Raw genomic sequence first — 20,933 nt, 5'->3', positions numbered from 1 at the left:
GCCCCGGGGATCCCCCGGGCTGCGGGGCGTGGGATGAACCATGGCGTCAGGCCACACCGGCCCGCAGGCAGTCATGGATATGGATGATGCCGACCGGGCGACCGTCGTCGGTGACGAACAGGCTGGTGATCGCCATCGCGTTCATGATGCCGAGCGCCTCGCCGGCCAGGGCCGAGGTCCTGATCGTCTTGGGATCGGCGGTCATGACCGACGCGGCCGGGCGGCCCAGCAGGTCCGGGTTCATGTGGCGGCGCAGGTCGCCGTCGGTGATGATCCCGGCCAGGCGGCCGTCGGGGCCGGTCAGGCCGACGCAGCCGAAGCTCTTGGCGGTCATTACCAGGATCGCGTCGCAGACCCGGATGTCGAGCGGCGCCAGCGGCAGGTCCGCCCCCTTGTGCATCAGCTCGGTGACGCGCAGCAGCTGCCGGCCGAGCTGGCCGCCGGGATGGAACACCTTGAAGTCGGCGGCCGAGAATCCCCGGCGCTCGAGCAGGGCCACGGCCAGGGCGTCGCCGAGCGCCATCATCATGGTGGTCGAGGTGGTGGGCGCCAGCCCGAGCGGACAGGCCTCCGGGCTCGCCGGCAGGATCAGGGCCACGTCGGACTGCTCGGCCAGTGAAGAGTGCGTCCGCCGGGTGATGCCGATCAGCGGGATGCGGAACCGCTTGGCATAGGCCACGATGTCGGCCAGTTCCGCCGTGTCGCCCGAATTGGACAGCGCGATCACCGCGTCGTCCTTCGCGATCATGCCCAGGTCGCCGTGGCTCGCCTCGCCGGGATGGACCCACAGCGCCGGCGTGCCGGTCGAGGCGAGCGTCGCCGCGATCTTGCGCGCCACATGCCCGCTCTTGCCCATGCCGGTGACCACGACGCGACCGGTGATGCGCCCGAGCAGCCCGACCGCGCGGCCGAAGCCGGCGTCAAGGCCCGCCGCGAGGTCGATCAGCGCCTCCGCCTCCAGGCGAAGGACCCGCCCGGCCACCGCGATGTCGCCGTCGAGCAGCATGTCGACCGGCGGCGTCCGCGCAAGCGTCCTGTCGGGGTCGGTCGAATGATCCAAGGCTGGCAAACTCCCAGGTTTGTTCGGGCAAATTCCCGCCCGTTTAGAACTCGTCGAGTGGACTACGTCCGCAGGATGCGGGGACGGCCCACCCGGCCCGGCCTCGGCGAGGACAGTATGCCCATCGCCCGGAACCGGGTCAAACCCGCGCTCTCGTTATAATGCCGCAGATGAGGACATTCTGCCCGAATGCTGCGCATCGCCGGCCCGGCGGCGGGGCTGCGGATCTGCCGTCAATGGGCGAAGATATCCTGGTCCGCCCAGCCCCCGAGATCCAGCGCCGCGCGGGTCGGCAGGAACCGGAAGCACTCGGCCGCCAGGCCGGTGCGCCCCTCGCGCTCCAGCATGGCATCCAGCCTGCCGCGAAGTTCGTGCAGGTGAAGCACGTCGGAGGCGGCATATTTCAACTGTTCGGGCGTCAGGTCGGCGGCACCCCAGTCCGAGGATTGCTGCTGCTTCGACAGCTCCACGCCCAGCAGGTCCTTGCATAGGTCCTTCAATCCGTGGCGATCGGTGAAGGTGCGCACCAGCCTGGAAGCGATCTTGGTGCAATAGACCGGCTCGCACACGACTCCCAGGTAGGCTTGCAGGACGGCGATGTCAAACCGGGCGAAGTGAAACAGCTTGGTGACGGTCGGATCGGTCAGCAGCCGCTTCAGGTTGGGCGCGTCATATTGACCCTGGCGGAACTGCACCATATGGCAGTTGCCGTCGCCGGCCGAGAGCTGGACCAGGCACAGGCGGTCGCGGACGGGGTTCAACCCCATGGTTTCGGTATCGATGGCGACGCTGGGGCCGAAATCGTAATCGTCGGGGAGATCGCCGTCGTAAAGCTCTATGGGCACTGCCGTCCATCCCGGAAGCGGGAACGGCCGCTTCGATCCACGTGCCCCCTTAGAAAACTAAGGTGCCTGCGATCTAGCGGCCGTTACCGAGGAATTGGTGCCCAGGAGAAGACTCGAACTTCCACGACATTTCTGCCACAGGTACCTGAAACCTGCGCGTCTACCAATTCCGCCACCTGGGCGATGTGGGACCGGGATATATGGCCCGGCCGGCATGCTGTCAAATGCTTTTTCTCACCCTGGCTTCCCTTGCCCCCGGGGCGGGAGCCACCGGGGTGCGGCGTCGCTGCCGCACCGGTGCCGCGGCGCTGGCTCCGCGCGCCCGCTTTCGTTATAAGCACTGCCCAACAGCCCCGCGGCGCTGGTCCCAGCGCCGAAAAGGGGCGCCGGCAATTATCAGGCTTGGAGAAATCGATGTCCTTTCGGTATCGGGTAGCCACGGTTTTCGGCGGGTCCGGGTTCATCGGCCGCCACCTGATCAAACGGCTGGCGAAGACCGGCACGGTGATCCGCGTCGCGACCCGCCACCCGAGCAGCGCCAATTTCCTGCGCATGAACGGCGCGGTGGGCCAGATCATCCCGATCGCGACCAACATCAACGACGACGCCTCGGTCGCGGCCGCGGTGCGCGACGCCGACATCGTGATCAACCTGATCGGCATCCTCTACGAATCCGGCGACAACACCTTCAAGGCGACGCAGGGCGATGCGCCCGGCCGGATCGCCCGCGCCGCCAAGGCGGCCGGCGCCCAGCGGTTCGTGCAGGTCTCCGCGATCGGGGCCGACGCCGACTCCGCCTCGGCCTACGCCCGGACCAAGGCCGCCGGCGAGCAGGCGGTGCGCGACGCCTTCCCGGAAGCCACGATCCTGCGGCCCAGCATCGTCTTCGGACCCGAGGACAGCTTCTTCAACCGGTTCGCGGCGATGGCCAGGATCTTCCCCGCCCTGCCCCTGATCGGCGGCGGCCATACGAAGTTCCAGCCGGTCTATGTGGGCGACGTCGCCGACGCGATCATGAAGGCGCTGGAACTGCCGGAAGCCCGGGGCAAGACCTATGAGCTGGGGGGCCCGCGGGTCTACACCTTCAAGGAACTCATGGAGCTCGTGCTGGCGGAGACGCGGCGCAAGCGCTTCCTGGTCCCGGTCTCCTGGTCTCTGGCGGAGCTCCAGGGCAGGATACTGGGCAAGCTGCCCAAGCCGATACTGACGGTGGATCAGGTCGAGCTGCTGAAGTCCGACAACGTCGTGGCGCCGGGTGCGGCGACGATCCACGACCTGGGCATCGACCCGACCGCGGCGGAGGTCATCATCCCCACATATCTGGACCGTTTCCGGGTCGGGGGACGCTTCTCCCAGCGCGCGGGCGGCTACACCGCCTGACGCCCTGGGTATCTGTATCAATGCTGCGGAAAATGCGGGCTTCTCAGCCCGCATTTTTTTTGTCTAATCTCGCGTGTTGATGCACCGCGGCATCGGTTGAAGCAGAAACGCCCGTGGGCGCTGGCTATTTCACGACATAGTCTCATTTCGGCCCTATTAGACCCCTAACCGAGAAAGCGGCCTGCACAAATTTCAGACAGACGGGGATGAATCAGCCAAATTAGTCAACAACCATGACCTATCTGCGTTTTTGTGCTGGCAAGGCTTGGCAATATGACGTATATCGGCTGCACCCGGCATAGTCTGGACAAGTTTGTTTCCACCTCCACGCGGTTACGCCGATGTGGCCGTGACCCCTTCGATGCGACCGGGGGCCCGATGAGCCTTTGACGTCCCGAGGGGCTGAGCTGAAGGATTGTTCGCCATGGCGCAGAAGATGTTGCAGTTCGTCCGGACCGACCAGCGCATGCCCGACAAACGGGATGCCGCGACGCGCAGGCACGACTTCGACGAGATCTATGGCGAGTTCGACCAGAAAGGCGCGGAGGAACAGTCCGGCCGATGCTCCCAGTGCGGCGTGCCGTTCTGCCAGGTCCATTGCCCACTCCACAACAATATCCCGGACTGGCTGAAGCTGACCGCCGAAGGACGGCTGGAGGAGGCCTACGAGCTGTCGTCGGCGACCAGCAACCTGCCGGAGATCTGCGGCCGCATCTGCCCGCAGGACCGCCTGTGCGAGGGCAATTGCACGATCGAGCAGTCGACCCACGGCACGGTCACCATCGGCTCGATCGAGAAATACATCAACGACACCGCGTGGGAGCGGGGCTGGGTCAAGCCGCGCCTGCCGCTGCGCGAGCGCGGACAGTCGGTCGCCATCATCGGCGGCGGCCCCGGCGGCATGTCGGCGGCCGAGCAGCTGCGCATCAAGGGGTACGAGGTCCACGTCTACGACCGCTACGACCGGATCGGCGGCCTCATGATGTACGGCATTCCCGGCTTCAAGCTGGAGAAATACGTGGTCAGCCGCCGCGTCCAGCTGCTGGTCGACGAAGGCGTCATCTTCCACACCGGGTTCGAGGTCGGCCGCGACGCCACCCTGGCCGAGCTGCGGGAGAAGCACGACGCCGTGCTGATCGCGACCGGCGTCTACAAGGCGCGCGACCTGACGGTCGCCGGCTCCGACCTGGGCAACATCGTGCCGGCGCTGCAGTACCTCACGACCAGCAACCGCCAGGGCCTGGGCGACGCGGTTCCCGATTATGACAGCGGCGCGCTGAACGCGGCCGGCAAGAACGTCGTCGTGATCGGCGGCGGCGACACGGCCATGGACTGCGTCCGCACGGCGATCCGCCAGGGCGCCAAGTCGGTCAAGTGCCTGTACCGCCGCAACCGCGCCAACATGCCGGGTTCCCAGCGCGAGGTCCACAACGCCGAGGAAGAGGGCGTCGAGTTCGTCTGGCAGTCCGCCCCCGAGGGCTTCGAGGGCAAGGACGGAGTCGTGACCGGCGTCCGCGCCCACCGCATCCATCTCGGCGTCGCCGACGCCAGTGGCCGGCAGACCCCGCAGGTGATCGATGGCTCCGCCTACACGCTGGAGGCCGACCTGGTGATCAAGGCACTGGGCTTCGACCCGGAGGACCTGCCGACCCTGTTCGGCGAGACCGGCCTGAAGGTCAGCCGCTGGGGCACCGTGACGGTGAATTTCCGCACCATGATGACCAGCCTGGACGGCGTTTTCGCCGCCGGCGACATCGTGCGCGGCGCCAGCCTGGTCGTGTGGGCGATCCGCGACGGCCGCGACGTCGCGGAGCACATGCACGCCTACCTGCTGCAGAAGGCCGAGGCCGGCGCGTCGGCCGCCGTCGCGGCCGAGTGACGGCCTGACGGCTGCCCGGGCCGGAGCGCTCCGGCCCGCACCTGCAATTCCTTCGACGCCATGTCCCCGACGTTGGACCAAGAAACGTCGGACCAAGAAAGGAACCGCCCCATGACCCGTGAAATCCCGAACCAGGGCGAGCAGTTCGTTGCCGAGTACCGGGCGAACGTCGAGGCCCTGACCGCGGTCCATGCCTACGATCCGGCCGACGAGCACGACGCCTGCGGCGTCGGCATGATCGCGGCGATCGACGGCAAGCCGCGGCGGTCCGTGGTGGAAAAGGGGATCGAGGCGCTGAAGGCCGTCTGGCACCGCGGCGCCGTGGATGCCGACGGCAAGACCGGCGACGGCGCCGGCATCCATATCCAGGTGCCGCAGCAGTTCTTCCACGACTACGTCAAGCTGATCGGCCACATCCCGCCGGACCGGCCGCTCGCGGTCGGCCAGGTGTTCCTGCCGCGCCTGTCGCTGGAGGCGCAGGAGCGCTGCCGCTGCATCGTCGAGACCGAGATCCTGAATTTCGGCTACTATATCTATGGCTGGCGCCAGGTGCCGGTGAACGTCGACATCATCGGCGAGAAGGCCAACGCGACCCGGCCCGAGATCGAGCAGATCATCATCGGCAACGCCAAGGGCGAGACCGACGACCGGTTCGAGCTGGAACTCTATATCATCCGCCGCCGGATCGAGGCCGCCGTGCGGGCCGAGCAGATCAACGACTTCTATATCTGCACGCTGTCGGCCCGCTCGATCGTCTACAAGGGCATGTTCCTGGCGGAACAGCTGACCTCCTTCTATCCCGACCTGCTGGACGAGCGCTTCGTCTCCAACGTGGCGATCTACCACCAGCGCTACTCGACCAACACGTTCCCGACCTGGCCGCTGGCCCAGCCGTTCCGCATGCTCGCCCACAACGGCGAGATCAACACGCTGAAGGGCAACGTGAACTGGATGAAGGCGCACGAGACGCGCATGGACCATGAGCGTTTCGGACCTTACGTCAACGACCTGAAGCCGGTGATCCCGATCGGCTCGTCGGACAGCGGCGCGCTGGACGCCGTGTTCGAGGTGGTCGCCCGCGCCGGCCGCTCCGCGCCGATGACCAAGACCATGCTGATCCCGGAAGCCCTGGCCGCCGGCGACAGCATGCCCGCACCTCACCGCGCGCTCTACGGCTACATCAACGCCGTGATGGAGCCGTGGGACGGGCCGGCGGCGCTCGCCATGACCGACGGCCGCTGGGCGGTCGGCGGCATGGACCGCAACGGCCTGCGGCCCATGCGCTATACGATCACCAGCGACGGCCTGCTGATCGCCGGCTCCGAGACCGGCATGGTCAAGGTCGACGAGAGCACCGTCGTCGAGAAGGGCCGGCTCGGGCCGGGGCAGATGATCGCGGTCGACCTGGCCGAGGGCAAGCTGTACCACGACCGGGAGATCAAGGACCACCTCGCCTCCCAGCATCCCTACGACAAGTGGGTCGGCAACATCACCGAGCTGGACAGCCTGGTGAAGGCGGCCCCGGCGGAATCCGCCGTGCTGGCCAAGGACGAGCTGCGCCGCCGCCAGCTCGCGGTCGGCATCACCATGGAGGACCTGGAAACCGTCCTCCACCCGATGGTGGACGAGGCCAAGGAAGCGATCGGCTCCATGGGCGACGACAGCCCGATGGCGGTGCTGTCTGACAAGTACCGGGGCCTTCACCACTTCTTCCGGCAGAACTTCAGCCAGGTCACCAACCCGCCGATCGACAGCCTGCGGGAACGCCGGGTGATGAGCCTGCGCACGCGGCTGGGCAACCTGGGCAACATACTGGAGGAGGATGCGACCCAGTGCAGCCTGCTCCAGCTCGAAAGCCCCGTGCTGACGACCGCCGAGTTCCGCGCCATGCGCGAGTACATGGGCGAGACCTCGGCGGAGATCGACTGCACCTTCGACGTCGCCGGCGGCCCCAACGCGCTGCGCGACGCGCTGCGCCGCATCCGGCAGGAGTCGGAGGACGCGGTGCGCGGCGGCGCCACCCACGTCATCCTGTCCGACGAGCAGGTCAGCGCCACCCGCGCGCCGATGCCGATGATCCTGGCGACCGGCGCGGTGCACACCCACCTCGTACGCCAGCAGCTCCGCACCTTCACGTCGCTGAACGTACGGACGTCCGAATGCATGGACGTACATTACTTCGCCGTGCTGATCGGCGTCGGCGGCACGACGGTCAACGCCTACCTGTCCCAGGAGGCGATCGCCGACCGGCATCGCCGCGGCCTGTTCGGCGACATGACGCTGGAGCAGTGCCTGTACCGCTTCAAGAAGGCGATCGACGAGGGCCTGCTGAAGATCATGTCCAAGATGGGCATCTCGATCATCAGCTCGTACCGCGGCGGCTGCAACTTCGAGGCGGTCGGCCTCAGCCGCGCGCTGGTCGCCGAGCATTTCCCCGGCATGGTCAGCCGCATCTCGGGCATCGGCCTCGCCGGCATCCAGAAGAAGGTCCTTGAGCAGCACGCGATCGCCTATTCCGAGGACGTCATCGCCCTGCCGATCGGCGGCTTCTACAAGTATCGCCGCAACGGCGAACGGCACGCCTGGGAAGCAGGATTGATCCACATGCTTCAGCAGGCGGTCGCGACCGACAGCTACGCGACCTTCAAGAAGTACACGGAGGCGACCAACAAGCGGCCGCCGATCCAGCTGCGCGACCTGCTGGACTTCCGCTCGACCCGCGAGGCCATCTCGGTCGACGAGGTTGAGAGCATCACGGCGCTGCGCAAGCGCTTCATCACGCCGGGCATGTCGCTGGGCGCCCTGTCGCCGGAGGCGCACGGCACCCTGAACGTCGCGATGAACCGCATCGGCGCCAAGTCCGACAGCGGCGAGGGCGGCGAGGACCCCGCGCGGTTCAAGCCGGACAAGAACGGCGACAACTGGAACTCGGCGATCAAGCAGATCGCGTCGGGCCGGTTCGGCGTCACCGCCGAATACCTCAACCAGTGCCGCGAGATCGAGATCAAGGTGGCCCAGGGCGCCAAGCCCGGCGAGGGCGGGCAGCTGCCCGGCTTCAAGGTGACCGAGATGATCGCGAAGCTGCGCCACTCGACCCCCGGCGTCATGCTGATCAGCCCGCCGCCGCACCACGACATCTACTCGATCGAGGATCTGGCGCAGCTCATCTACGACCTGAAGCAGATCAACCCGGACGCCAAGGTCTGCGTCAAGCTGGTGTCCCGGTCGGGCATCGGCACCATCGCGGCCGGGGTGGCGAAGGCCAACGCCGACGTGATCCTGGTCTCCGGCCATGTCGGGGGCACCGGCGCCAGCCCGCAGACCTCGATCAAGTATGCCGGCGTGCCATGGGAGATGGGCCTTAGCGAGGTCCACCAGGTCCTGACCCTGAACCGGCTGCGCCACCGGGTCCGGCTGCGCACCGACGGCGGCCTGAAGACCGGCCGCGACATCGTGATCGCCGCGATGCTGGGCGCCGAGGAGTACGGCGTCGGCACCGCCAGCCTGATCGCCATGGGCTGCATCATGGTCCGGCAGTGCCACAGCAACACCTGCCCGGTCGGGGTCTGCGTGCAGGACGAGGAACTGCGCAAGAAGTTCGTCGGCACGCCGGAGCGCGTCGTCAACCTGTTCAGCTTCCTGGCGGAGGAAGTCCGCGAGATCCTGGCGCAGCTGGGTTTCCGCACCCTGAACGAGGTGATCGGCCGGACCGACCTGCTGCACCAGGTCAGCCGCGGCGGCGCCCACCTGGACGATCTGGACCTCAACCCGCTGCTGGCCCAGGCCGATCCGGGCGACAGCGCGCGCTACTGCACCATGCAGGGCCGCAACGAGGTGCCGGACACGCTGGACGCCCGCATGATCGCCGACGCCCGCCCGCTGTTCGAGGAGGGCGAGAAGATGCAGCTGGCCTACAATGTGCGGAACACGCACCGGGCCATCGGCACCCGGCTGTCGGCCATGATCACGCGCAAGTTCGGCATGACCGGGCTCCAGCCCGGCCACGTCACGGTCCGCCTGCGCGGCTCGTGCGGCCAGTCGCTCGGCGCCTTCGCGGTGCAGGGCATGAAGCTGGAGGTGCTGGGCGACAGCAACGACTATGTCGGCAAGGGACTGTCGGGCGGCACCATCACCGTCCGGCCGACCACGAGCAGCCCGCTGAAGACCAACGAGAACACCATCATCGGCAACACGGTGCTGTACGGCGCCACGGCGGGCAAGCTGTTCGCCGCGGGCCAGGCCGGCGAGCGCTTCGCCGTCCGGAACTCGGGCGCCAAGGTGGTGGTGGAAGGCTGCGGCTCCAACGGCTGCGAGTACATGACCGGCGGCATCGCGGTGATCCTGGGCAGCGTCGGCGAGAACTTCGCGGCCGGCATGACCGGGGGCATGGCCTTCATCTACGACGAGGACGGCAGCTTCTCCCGCAAGGTCAACGAGGAGAGCGTGATCTTCCAGCGGATCGAGGTGCCCCACTACGAGGCGCTGCTGCGCGACCTGATCGCCGAGCATGTCGCCGAGACCCAGAGCAAGTTCGCCGAGCGCCTGCTCAACGACTGGCATCTGGTGCGCGATAATTTCTGGCAGGTCGTGCCCAAGGAGATGGTCCACCGGCTGGACGTGCCGGTGCGAGCCCCCCAGGCGGCCGACTGATCGACCGCGCCGGGGCATCCCGGCGCTATATGTCGCATGAGGGCCGGCCCGGCGGGGCCGGCCTATCGCCCGCTCGACGCGTTGGCTAAGGTTACCGCGAATAAACCGCTTCCCGGACTGTTTTTCGTCCGGGAGGGGCGGACACGCGGGGGGCCACCGTCATGCCTGAGTGTGCGGGAACGGAAATCGCCGTCCGACTGGCCAACGGGATGGACGGACAGCGTTGCGCCGAGATCTTCCTGGCTTCGCGCCGGTCAGCCTTCCACTGGCAGCCGGCAGGGTCCTTCGTGCTGGAGGATTATCATCGGGCGATCGAGGACGAGGAAGTCTGGGTCGCGGAGATCGACGGAGTCGTCGTCGGATTCGCCTCGATCTACCGGCCCGACAATTTCGTCCACAACCTGTTCGTCGATCCCCGCTGGCAGCACCGGGGCGTCGGGACCGTCCTGCTGGAGCGCGCCTGCTCCCACCTGTTCCGCCCAGCCCGACTGAAATGCCTCGCGTCCAACCAGGGCGCCCGGGCCTTCTACGAACGCAACGGGTGGATCGTGGCTTCGGCAACCGTTTCGACCGATGAGCCCTATATTCTCTATCAAAAATAACCCTACTATTAGGTCGCAATCCTATTGCGTGGCATACACTAATCCATTTGTGTTATGAACCGGGTCAGATGACCGGAAAGGTCACCGTATCGGCGACTCCAATCCTGGAATTCCCGTGACCCAACAGCGTGTAACGCCGACCATCTTCCTGAGGATCTATGCGCTCCTGCTCATCGTGGTGGTAGCGATGCTGGGCTACAACGAGTGGACGACCCGGTCCGACGCGTTGATGCAGGCCGCCGAGAAGTCGCGCGCGCTGGCCAATCTCGCGACGGAGCACACCTTGCGCATGTTCGAGATCAACGACATCGCGTTGCGCAGCGCGGTCGAGCATTTCAGCGAGCTGGACATCACCCGCCTGGGCGATTCGTGGAGCGACTGGGACTATCTGGCGACGCTGGAGGCCAGCAGCATCGGCAGCGAGTTGGCGCAGATCCGGCACATGCTGATCATCGATCCGAACGGGACCGTCCGCATCCACTCCCGCCGCTATCTGGTCGAGCCGATGGACAGCTCCCGGAACGATTTCTTCCAGGCCCACAAGGACACCTCCGGACCCAGCCTGTTCGTCGGCGCCCCGTCCATGGACGGCGGCGGGACCGACCTTTATTTCTCGATGAGCCGCCGGATCAGCCGGCCGCGCGACGGCGCCTTCGCCGGCGTGGCGGCGGCGGCGGTCAAGCCGGACATCTCGCGCCGCTTCTTCGATTCGATGGCGGCGGGTTCCCACGGCATCCTGTTCCTGATGCACGAGGACGGGACCATCATCACCTCCCACCCGTTCCGGGAGAACCTGATCGGCCGGAAGCTGCCCGACAAGTCGCTGCTGGACACGATCCGGCAATCGCAGCCCCAGACGCCCGCATCGGTCGACGTCAAATGCTGCTTCGACGAGATGGATCGGATCCTGGCGTACCAGCGCGTCGGGACTTTGCCGCTGTTCGTCGCGGTCGGACTGGCGAAGACCGACGTCCTGGCGGACTGGACCCGCGACCTGGTCCAGAACGCGCTGATCACCGGCATCGTCCTCACGGGGTTCACGACGGTCGTGGTCGTGATGCTGGGGCAGTACCGCCGGCAGGTGCTCGCCCACGGCCTGCTGTCGGCGACCTACGACGCGGCGGGAACCGGCTTCTGCATGGTCGATGCCGACGGCAGGGTGGTCCGCGCCAACGCCGCCTACGGAACGCTGTGCGGCATTCCCGAGCGGCAGCTGGTGCAGCGCCCCTTCATCGAGGTATTCCCCCCCGACGAACGCAACCGGGCCCAAGACCTGCTGCGGTTCGGGCATCCCGGCGACCAGCTGCCGCCGCAGATCCTGAAACTGCGTCACTCCGACGGACGCATCCGCCGCGTCCTGATCACGGTCGGCGGCTTCTCCGATGCGTCTGGGCAGCTTTTCCTCATGGTGGCGGCCAACGACGTCACCGACCGCGAGCGGCAGGAGGAGAGGCTGCGCGAGAGCGAGCGCCGCCTCCGCCAGGCCCAGCGGATCGCCGGGATCGGCTGGTGGACGATCGATCTCGGGACCGGCGGCGTGGTCTGGTCCGACACCCTTTACGAGATCTGGGGACGCGACCCGGATTTGCCGCCGACCCTGGAGAGCTGGCGCTCGTCGATCCACCCGGAGGACCGGTCGCGCCTCAACGACGCGGACCTTGCGGACGGGCCGGACTGCACGCGCGAGTACCGGATCATCCGTCCCGACGGCACCGAGCGGCATGTCCGCGAGGAATTCACCCGGAGCCGGGCCGGCGGGGAACAGTCCAAGGGCGAGCAGACGACGAGGCTTTTCGGCATCATCCAGGATGTCACGGAACTGCGCGAGAACGAGCGCGCCCTGGCGGACAGCAAGGCACGGCTGCGCGCCGTCCTGGACGTGGCCGTGACCGGCATCCTGGTCCATGACGAGCATGGCAGGATCCAGCTCTTCAACCCGGCCGCGGAGCATCTGTTCGGCTACAGGGCCGCCGAGGCCAAGGGGCTGACGATCGACACGCTGATCCCGCCGCTCCCCTCCGCCACCGGAACCCAGCCGATCCTGGGGGTCGCCCGGGAGGTCACGGCGCGCACCCGCGACGGACGCACCTTCCCGGCCTACCTGGCGGTCGACGAGTATGTCGCCGACGGCCACCGCATGTCGGTCGGCGTGCTGCTGGACATCAGCGAGCAGAAGCGCCGCGAGCAGGAGATCTTCCAGGCGCGCGACCGGCTGGAACGCCAGGCGGCCGACCTGTCGGTGCTGGCCCGGAAGCTCGACCAGGCGCGGCGCGAGGCGGAGGAGACGAGGGGATTGGCCGAGGCCGCCAGCCGGGCCAAATCGGAATTCCTGGCCCACATGAGCCACGAGCTGCGCACCCCGCTGAACGCGATCCTGGGCTTCTCGGAAATCATGGACCAGGAGTATTTCGGACCGCTCGGGTCGCCCCGCTATACCGAGTACAACCGCAACGTCCTGGACAGCGCCCGCCACCTGCTGAGCCTGATCAACGACATCCTCGACCTGTCCAAGATCGAGGCCGGACGGTACGAGCTGGAAGAGGAGCATGTCGACCTGACCCGGATCATCGACCCGGTGATCCGGCTGGTCCGGGAGCGGGCGCTGCGCAAGGACCTGACCCTGAAGACCGCGATCGACCGACTGCCGCCGGTCATGGGCGACGAGCGGGCGCTGAAGCAGATCCTGATCAACCTGCTGACCAACGCGGTCAAGTTCACCGAACGCGGCGGCGAGATCGAGGTGACCGGCCGCGAGGAACAGAGCGGCGACATCGTCATGACGGTACGCGACACCGGCATCGGCATCGCCGCCGACCAGATGGAAAAGGTGCTGGAGCCGTTCGGCCAGACCCGGAACGCCTACATGGCCGGCGAATCGGGGACCGGCCTCGGCCTGCCCATCACCCGCTCGCTGGTCAACCTGCACGGCGGCACGCTCGAATTGCAGAGCCAGCCGGGAGTCGGAACCACCGTGACCATACGCCTGCCGGCCTTTCGGGTAATCCACCCGCGCCTGATCGCCGCCACCTGATGTCTCCAATGGGCATATGCCGCCAACCGGCCCCTATGTTTGGCGGAACGCTTGCGTTATGGTGCCCGACCCATGCGAACCCTTTATCACTTCTGGCTCTCACCGTCCTCACGCAAAGTGCGTATCGCGCTGGGCGAGAAGGGGCTCGACTTCGAACTGCAGGTCGAGAAGATATCTGACCGCCGTCCCGAGTTCCTGGCGATGAACCCGGCGGGCGACGTCCCCGTGCTGGTCGAGGAAGACGGGACGGCGCTGGCGGACCACGGCGCCATCTGCGAGTACCTCGACGAATTCTATCCGGACAAGCCGCTGATCGGGACCACGCCGGCCGAACGGGCGGAAACCCGCCGGCTGGCCTCCTGGTTCGACGGCAAGTTCAACAACGAGGTGACCGAGAACCTGGTCGGCGAGAAGCTGATCAAGCGCTATCTCGGCTGGGGCTATCCCCACGCGCCGGCGATCCGCGCCGGGCTGCAGAACATCCACTACCATCTCGACTACATAGCCTATCTGGCGGAGCGGCGGAACTGGCTGGCCGGCGACAGTTTCAGCCTGGCGGACATCGCCGCCGGCGCCCACCTGTCCGCGGTCGATTACCTGGGCGACGTGCCGTGGGACGACCATCCGGAGGCCCGCCTGTGGTATTCGCGGATCAAGTCGCGCCGCAGCTTCCGGCCGCTGCTGTCCGACAGCCTGCCCGGCAATCCGCCTCCAGCCCATTACGCCGACCTGGACTTCTGATCGTCCGGATCACATCCGTCGGCCCGCGACTTCCAACCGAACGGAGACATCAGCCGATGCTGCGCGTCCTCACCCCGCTCGCCGTCTGCCTGCCCCTGGTGCTGGGCGCCCCGGCCTGGGCCCAGGTGATCGTCCCCCCCATAATGGACCAGGTGGTGCTGGACCTGACCGCCGAGGATTGGGTCGGGACCGACACCGCGCGCGTCGAGATCGTCGCCGATGCCGCCGCGGCGGGAGCGGCGGGGAGCGGGTCCGGCGGCCAACGGGACGACCTGCTGAAGGCGGTGAGCGGGCTGGTCCCGGATGCGGAGTGGCGGATCACCCGGTTCGACCGCTCGACCGACCAGGCCGGGCTGGAGCGGCGGCGCGCCGTGGTCGAGGCCCGCCTGCCCGAAAGCGCATTGGGCGGCCTGGCCGACAAGGCCCGGCAGGCGAGCCGGCCCGGCCTCCAGCTCCGCATCGGGGCGATCGAGTTCACCCCGACCCTGGCCGAGACCGAGGCGGTCCGGGCTCGCCTCCGGGCGGAGATCTACGGCAAGGCGGCAGCCGAACTGGAAGCTCTGGAACGGAGCTTCCCCGGGCGCTCCTTCCGCATGGGCAACATCGATTTCGCCGAGGCGCCGGTCCCGTACGCCCGCAAGACGCGGGAGGCGGGGCCGGCCATGGCCATGGCGGCCCCGATGGCCGACGGAGTGCCGGAGGACTCGCCGATGAACGTGTCGGAAAAGCTGGTGATCCGGGCCCGCGTGGTGCTGTCGGCGGTGGCGCCCCGGGAATAGGGCCAGGGTCTTTTCGCGCTTGAACAACTAGGGGTTCCAAGGCGTTTGGGAACCATGCCGAGGGGCGCCGCGGGACCGCGGCGCCCCTGTCTGCCCATGGAGCCCAGGCGATGATCTCCTTGCCGCCCCCGCCGCCCGATGCGCGCGCCCAACGTGACGGACCGCGCCGCCGGGGCGCCGTCCGGGACGTCCTCGTCCCCTTCCTGGCCGGCGCCGGCCTGCTGTTCCTTGCCGCGTGCGACCAGGGCGGCGACCAGGCACAGGGGAATGCCCAGCAACAGCCGCAGCAGCCTGTTCCGGTCGGCGTCGTCGAGGTCAGGCTCGAGGCCGTGACCTTGGGCGAGACCTTCGTGGGCCGGATCGAGGCGATCCAGCGCGTGGAGTTGAGGGCGCGGGTCACCGGCTTCCTGGAGGAGCGGCTGTTCCGGGAGGGCGAGACCGTCGAACAGGGAACGCCGCTGTTCCGGATCGAGCCGGAAATCTACGAGGCGGTGGTCGAGCAGCGCCGCGCCGACCTGGCCCGCGCCGAGGCCGAGCAGGAGAACGCGATCGTCCAGCTCCGCCGCGCCCAGGAACTGGTCCAGCGCAACAACATCCCCGAAGCCACGGTGGACGAGCGGCAGGCCGCCGCCCGCACCGCCGAGGCCGGCGTGCTCCAGGCGAGGGCGGCGCTGCGCCAGGCGGAAATCGATCTCGGCTATACCGAGATCCGGTCGCCGATCGCCGGACGGATCGGACAGGCCCTGTTCGACGTCGGCGACCTGGTCAACCCGGAGTCCGGGGCCTTGGCCGAGCTGGTGACCCAGGATCCCGTCTACGTCCTGTTCCAGGTCAGCCAGCGCACCCTGCTCGACGCCCAGCAGGCGGCGGGAGCCCAGGGGCTGAACCCCGACAGTTTCGTCGTCCGGGTGCTGCTTCCCGACGGCAGCGAATACCGATACCAGGGCAAGGTGAATTTCGTCGGCATCACGGTCAGCCAGCAGACCGACACGGTGCCGGTCCGCGCCGAGTTGCCTAACCCCGAGGGCCTGCTGCGCGACGGCCAGTTCGTCCGCGTCCTGATCCAGCCGGCCGAGCCCGAGCAGGCCATCACGATACCCCAGGCGGCGATCCAGGCCGACCAGCAGGGCAATTTCGTGCTGGGCGTGGACGGAGAGAACAAGGTGCGGATCCAGCGGGTCGAAACCGGCGAGACCCTGGACCAGGGCCGCGTCGTCGTGCGTTCCGGCCTGCAGCAGGGCGACCGGGTAATCATCCAGGGCATCCAGCAGGTCCGCCCCGGCGCACCCGTGGATCCCAGCCCGATCGATCCCGACGAAGGAGCGTGATCCATGCTCTCGTCCGTCTTCATCGACCGGCCGCGTCTGGCGATGGTCATCTCCATCGTGATCGTGCTGGCGGGCCTGCTGGCCCTCACCCGCATCCCGGTCGCCCAGTTCCCGGACATCGTGCCGCCCCAGGTCAGCGTCACCACGCTCTATCCCGGCGCCAACGCCGAAACGGTGGAGGCGACGATCGCCCAGCCGATCGAGAGCCAGGTGAACGGCGTCCAGGACATGATCTACATGAGTTCGACCAGCGGCAACGACGGCAGCTATACGCTGACCGTCACCTTCGCCGCCGGCACGGACCCCGACATCAACACGGTCAACGTCCAGAACAGGGTGCGCCTCGCCGAGGCGTCGCTGCCCGACGAGGTGGCGCGCCAGGGCGTGCAGGTGCGCCAGCAGTCCTCCGCCTTCCTCCAGCTGATCAGCCTGGTGTCGGAATCGCCGGACTATGACGAGCTGTTCCTGAACAACTACGCCCGCATCAACCTGCTGGACGAGATCTCCCGCGTGTCCGGCGTGGGCGAGGCGCGGCTGTTCAGCGAGTACGACTACAGCATGCGGGTCTGGCTGGAGACGGACCGCCTGACCAGCTTCGGCCTGTCGCCCAACGACGTGGTCACCGCGATCCGGTCCCAGAACGTCCAGGCCGCGGTCGGCCAGATCGGCGCCCAGCCGCAGCCCAGCGGCCAGCAGCTGGAATTCTCGCTCCAGGCGGCCGGCCGGCTTACCGACGTCAGCCAGTTCGAGAACATCGTCCTCCGGGCCGACCCGGACGGATCGCTGCTTCGGCTCAGCGACGTGGCGCGGGTCGAACTGGCGGCCCGCTCCTACTCCTCCGCCGGCACCTCCAACGGCCGGCCGGCGGCCGTCCTCGGCATCTATCAGGCGCCGGGCGCCAACGCCGTCACCACCGCCCAGGAGGTGCTGCGGGTGCTGGACGGGCTTGCGGAGCGCTTCCCCGAGAACGTCCATTACGAGGTGACCTACGACACGACCGTGTTCGTGACCTCCTCGATCGAGGAGGTCGTCACCACCCTGGTCGAGGCCTTCGTGCTGGTGCTGGTGGTCGTCTTCGTGTTCCTCGGCAACTGGCGGGCAACGGTCATCCCGATGCTGGCGGTGCCGGTGGCCCTGATCGGCACCTTCGCGTTCCTGCTGCTGTTCGGCCAGTCGGCCAACACGATCTCCCTGTTCGCCATGGTGCTGGCGATCGGCATCGTGGTGGACGACGCCATCGTCGTGGTCGAGAACGTCGAGCGCGTGATGCGCGACGAGAACCTGCCGGCGCCCGAGGCGACCCGCAAGGCGATGGCCCAGATCACCCCGGCCATCATCGCGATCACGCTGGTCCTGCTGTCCGTCTTCATCCCCGTGGGCTTCATCCCCGGGATCACCGGCTCGCTCTACGCCCAGTTCGCGCTGACCGTCTCGGTCGCGATGCTGCTGTCCGCGGTCAACGCCCTGACCCTCAGCCCGGCGCTCTGCGCGCTGCTGCTGAAGCCGCACGAGAAGCACGGCCGGATCATGGGCTGGATCCAGGACCGCATCGACAATGTGCGGAACGGCTATTCCCGCGTGGTCAACCGGCTCGTCCGGGTGTCGATCCTGTCGCTGGTGGCGGTCGTGGTGGCGTTCGGTGGCTATTTCGGACTCTCCGCCATCGTGCCGGCGGGGTTCCTGCCGGACGAGGACCAGGGCGCCCTGTTCATGGAGCTGCGGCTGCCGCAGAACGCTGCGCTCAACCGCACCCAGGTGGTGGTCCGCGACGTGGAGACACTGGTCCGCGACATTCCCGGCGTGCGCAGCGTCACCGCGGTGGCGGGGTTCAGCCTGCTCGACAGCCTCCAGGCCGGCAACGCCGCCTTCATGGTGGTGCTGCTCGACCCGTTCGAGGAGCGCACCGAGGCGGGAACCACCGCCTTCGACGTGCTGGCCCAGATCCGGCAGCGCACCGCGACGGTGCCCAACGCCCAGATCCTGGCCTTCAACCTGCCGCCGATCTCCGGCCTCGGCAATACCGCGGGATTCGACTTCCGGCTCCAGGACCTGAGCGGGGGCGAGCCGGCCCAGCTCGCCGCCGCCGCCGGCGGGCTTGTCGTCGCGGCCAACCAGCATCCGGCACTCGCCCAGGTCTTCACGACATACCGGGTGGACACCCGCCGCCTGTTCGTCGAGGTCGACCGGGAAAAGGCGCAGGCGCTGGGGGTCCAGGTCAGCGACGTCTACAACGCGCTCCAGACCACGCTGGGCGGCTTCTATGTCAACGACTTCAACCGGTTCGGCCGTACCTGGCAGGTCAACGTCCAGGCCGAGGCCAGGGACCGCGACCAGGTGGAGGATCTCTGGCGCATCCATGTCCGGAGCGCCGACGGGGCCATGGTGCCGCTCCGAAGCCTCGCCTCGGTCCGGTTCCAGCTGGGGCCGCAGGCGATCAACCGTTACAACAACTACCGCAGCGTCGCCATCCAGGGATCGCCGGCGCCGGGGTTCAGTTCCGGCGACGGGCTGGCCGCCATGGCGTCGGTCGCGGACCGGACGCTGCCGCCGGGCTTCACCTTCGCCTGGTCGGGAATCTCCCTGCAGGAGCAGGAGGCGGCGGGGCAGACGCCGATCATCCTGGCGCTGGCCGTGCTGTTCGCCTATCTGTTCCTGGTCGCCTTGTACGAGAGCTGGACCATCCCGATCGCCGTCCTGCTGTCGGTCTCGATCGGGCTGTGCGGCGCCATGCTGGCGCTGATGGCGACGGGGCTGGCGAACGACGTCTATGCCCAGATCGGCATCGTGGTCCTGATCGCGCTCGCCAGCAAGAACGCGATCCTGATCGTCGAGTTCGCCAAGGAGCAGCGCGAGGCCGGCGCCTCGATCCGGGATGCCGCGCGGGAGGGTGCCCGGCTCCGCTTCCGGGCGGTCATCATGACCAGCCTCGCCTTCATTTTCGGCCTGATACCGCTGGTGACCGCCGTCGGCGCGGCGGCGGCGAGCCGGCGCGGCGTCTCCACGGCGGTGTTCGGCGGCATGATCGCGGCGTCGAGCCTGGGATTGTTCGTCATCCCCATGCTCTACGTCACGATCCAGAGCATGCGGGAATGGACGACCCGCCGCGTCCGGGGCCAGCCCCGCCGGCCGGAGTCCCCCGCCCCGGCGGAGTGACGGCGCGCGGAGGCCTGAAAAAGCCCGGGATTGCGGCGTAGTCCGGATGGGTCCCGCCAAAGGTCATCGGCATCCGCTTAAGTTCAGCTCATGGTTTTGTTGCGATGCACTATCATCTCATTACCGGCTGCGTCGGGATCTTCCGCGGGCCGTATACCTGAGTATCGGAGCAGAAGGCACGCCATGAGCAGAACCGACATCGCCGCCGGTCACGCCACTCTCACCCCCACGTCCCTGACCATCGAGGAACTGCGCAGCCGCCTGAAGGGCAGCGGGCTGATTGCCCAAAGCGCCGGCGTCTATCACACCGATCATATCCTGATCGACGGCAGCGGCCAGGACCGACTGGTCGTCTGCGCCGTCGCCGGCAAGGAGACCGACGGCCTCAAGATGGTGGCCCGCCTGAAGGAAATGCTGGCCGACGTCGGCAACGTGATGATCCACACCGCGCCGAACAGCCTGCGCGCCGGCTGATGCCGGCCCGTTCCGCCGATCTAGCAGCCAACGTCACCAGCTTATCTTGAATGAGACTAAATCGCACGCATTGGGGGTAGCGGCGATTTTGTCTAAGACGGTCGAGCCTCCGTCCTGTTGCCGGAAAAGTCTTCCCAAAAGGACGGAGGTTCTCCCATGTACTATCACGACAAGCGGCTTCAGTATCCGGTCCGCGTCGAGACGCCCGATCCGTTGTTCGCACGCCAGCTTCAGCAGGCGATCGGCGGCATCGAGGGCGAAATCAGGGTCTGCCTGCAATACTTCTTCCAGGCCTGGGGAGCACGCGGCCCGACCACCAAGTATCGCGACATGCTCCTGCACACCGCGACCGAGGAGATCGGCCACATCGAGATGCTGGCGACCGCGGTGGCGCTGAACCTGGAATCGGCTCCGCTGTCCCTACAGGAGACCGCCTCCGAGTCCAATCCGGTGGTCAACGCCGTCATGGGCGGCGAACGCCCGCGCCACATGGTCGAGGGCATGCTCCACAAGCATCTGCTGTCGACCGGCTTGGCGGCCTTCCCCGGCAATTCCGACGGGGTGCCGTTCGACTGTTCCCACGTCTACGCCAGCGGCAACCTGGCCGGCGACATGTTCGCCAACGTCACGGCGGAAGCGACGGGACGGACGCTGGCCGTCAGGCTCTACAACGCGGCGCACGATCCCGGCATGAAGGACATGCTGAGTTTCCTGATCGCCCGCGACACCATGCACCAGCAGCAGTGGCTTGCGGTCATCGAGGAACTGGGCGGCTCCGCGGCGCTGCCGATCCCGAACAGCTTCGACCAGAGCCTGGAGAAGCAGGAGTACAGCTACGCCTTCTTCGGGACCGACAAGGACGGCACGCCGCCGCCGGCCGGTCGCTATACCCAGGGTCCGTCGCTCGACGGCAAGGGCCAGTTCTCCGCGGTGCAGGCCGCCCCGCTCGGCGACGAGCCGGTCCTCGGCCCCGCGCGGCCGTCTTCGGGAGCCCAGAAGGAACAGATGTAG

The 20,933-nt window shown here is 67.7% G+C and carries 13 protein-coding genes and 1 tRNA gene; 11 read left to right on the top strand and 3 right to left on the bottom strand.

Going from position 1 to position 20,933, the window contains the following annotated elements; genetic code table 11:
- Nucleotides 1-46: 46 nt before the first annotated feature.
- The 3 genes from JL100_RS05145 to JL100_RS05135 form a co-directional block, all read right to left on the bottom strand.
- Nucleotides 47-1,006 (bottom strand): KpsF/GutQ family sugar-phosphate isomerase, encoded by a 960-nt coding sequence (locus JL100_RS05145; RefSeq protein WP_202682253.1) that lies wholly within the window; start codon nucleotides 1,004-1,006, stop codon nucleotides 47-49.
- A gap of 287 nt (nucleotides 1,007-1,293) precedes the next feature.
- Nucleotides 1,294-1,905, bottom strand: coding sequence for a ribonuclease D (locus JL100_RS05140; RefSeq protein ID WP_202682184.1), 612 nt, complete (start codon nucleotides 1,903-1,905; stop codon nucleotides 1,294-1,296).
- A gap of 95 nt (nucleotides 1,906-2,000) precedes the next feature.
- Nucleotides 2,001-2,087, bottom strand: a tRNA-Leu gene (locus tag JL100_RS05135).
- A gap of 232 nt (nucleotides 2,088-2,319) precedes the next feature.
- On the opposite strand from JL100_RS05135, the gene JL100_RS05130 reads away from it, so the two are divergent.
- From JL100_RS05130 to JL100_RS05080, 11 genes are all read left to right on the top strand, one after another.
- The gene (locus JL100_RS05130; protein ID WP_202682185.1) at nucleotides 2,320-3,285 is read left to right on the top strand and encodes a complex I NDUFA9 subunit family protein; all 966 of its coding nucleotides are present in this window, start codon (nucleotides 2,320-2,322) and stop codon (nucleotides 3,283-3,285) included.
- A gap of 424 nt (nucleotides 3,286-3,709) precedes the next feature.
- Complete coding sequence (locus tag JL100_RS05125; protein ID WP_202682186.1) at nucleotides 3,710-5,164, top strand: NAD(P)-dependent oxidoreductase; 1,455 nt, start codon at nucleotides 3,710-3,712, stop codon at nucleotides 5,162-5,164.
- 111 nt (nucleotides 5,165-5,275) lie between these two features.
- The gene (gltB, locus tag JL100_RS05120; RefSeq protein WP_202682187.1) at nucleotides 5,276-9,814 is read left to right on the top strand and encodes a glutamate synthase large subunit; all 4,539 of its coding nucleotides are present in this window, start codon (nucleotides 5,276-5,278) and stop codon (nucleotides 9,812-9,814) included.
- Nucleotides 9,815-9,975: 161 nt separating this feature from the next.
- Nucleotides 9,976-10,416 (top strand): GNAT family N-acetyltransferase, encoded by a 441-nt coding sequence (locus JL100_RS05115; RefSeq protein WP_202682188.1) that lies wholly within the window; start codon nucleotides 9,976-9,978, stop codon nucleotides 10,414-10,416.
- Nucleotides 10,417-10,531: 115 nt separating this feature from the next.
- A complete protein-coding gene (locus tag JL100_RS05110; RefSeq protein WP_202682189.1) occupies nucleotides 10,532-13,447 on the top strand; it encodes a PAS domain S-box protein in 2,916 nt (971 codons plus the stop codon).
- A gap of 72 nt (nucleotides 13,448-13,519) precedes the next feature.
- Complete coding sequence (locus tag JL100_RS05105) at nucleotides 13,520-14,188, top strand: glutathione S-transferase family protein (protein ID WP_202682190.1); 669 nt, start codon at nucleotides 13,520-13,522, stop codon at nucleotides 14,186-14,188.
- Between the two features lie 56 nt (nucleotides 14,189-14,244).
- Nucleotides 14,245-14,967, top strand: a complete 723-nt coding sequence (locus JL100_RS05100) for a hypothetical protein (protein ID WP_202682191.1) — start codon at nucleotides 14,245-14,247, stop codon at nucleotides 14,965-14,967.
- 110 nt (nucleotides 14,968-15,077) lie between these two features.
- Nucleotides 15,078-16,295: an efflux RND transporter periplasmic adaptor subunit gene (locus JL100_RS05095; RefSeq protein WP_202682192.1), complete on the top strand. Its 1,218-nt coding sequence runs from the start codon at nucleotides 15,078-15,080 to the stop codon at nucleotides 16,293-16,295.
- 3 nt (nucleotides 16,296-16,298) lie between these two features.
- Nucleotides 16,299-19,448: an efflux RND transporter permease subunit gene (locus JL100_RS05090; protein WP_202682193.1), complete on the top strand. Its 3,150-nt coding sequence runs from the start codon at nucleotides 16,299-16,301 to the stop codon at nucleotides 19,446-19,448.
- Nucleotides 19,449-19,631: 183 nt separating this feature from the next.
- Entirely contained in the window at nucleotides 19,632-19,922 is a 291-nt protein-coding gene (locus JL100_RS05085; RefSeq protein WP_202682194.1) for a hypothetical protein, read from the top strand.
- Nucleotides 19,923-20,078: 156 nt separating this feature from the next.
- Nucleotides 20,079-20,933 (top strand): manganese catalase family protein, encoded by an 855-nt coding sequence (locus JL100_RS05080; protein WP_202682195.1) that lies wholly within the window; start codon nucleotides 20,079-20,081, stop codon nucleotides 20,931-20,933.

Origin of the sequence: Skermanella mucosa (genome assembly GCF_016765655.2) — a bacterium.
GTDB classification, from domain to species: domain Bacteria; phylum Pseudomonadota; class Alphaproteobacteria; order Azospirillales; family Azospirillaceae; genus Skermanella; species Skermanella mucosa.
Note: the sequence above shows the minus strand (reverse complement) of the source record. Positions and strands in the feature narration are given on the sequence as shown.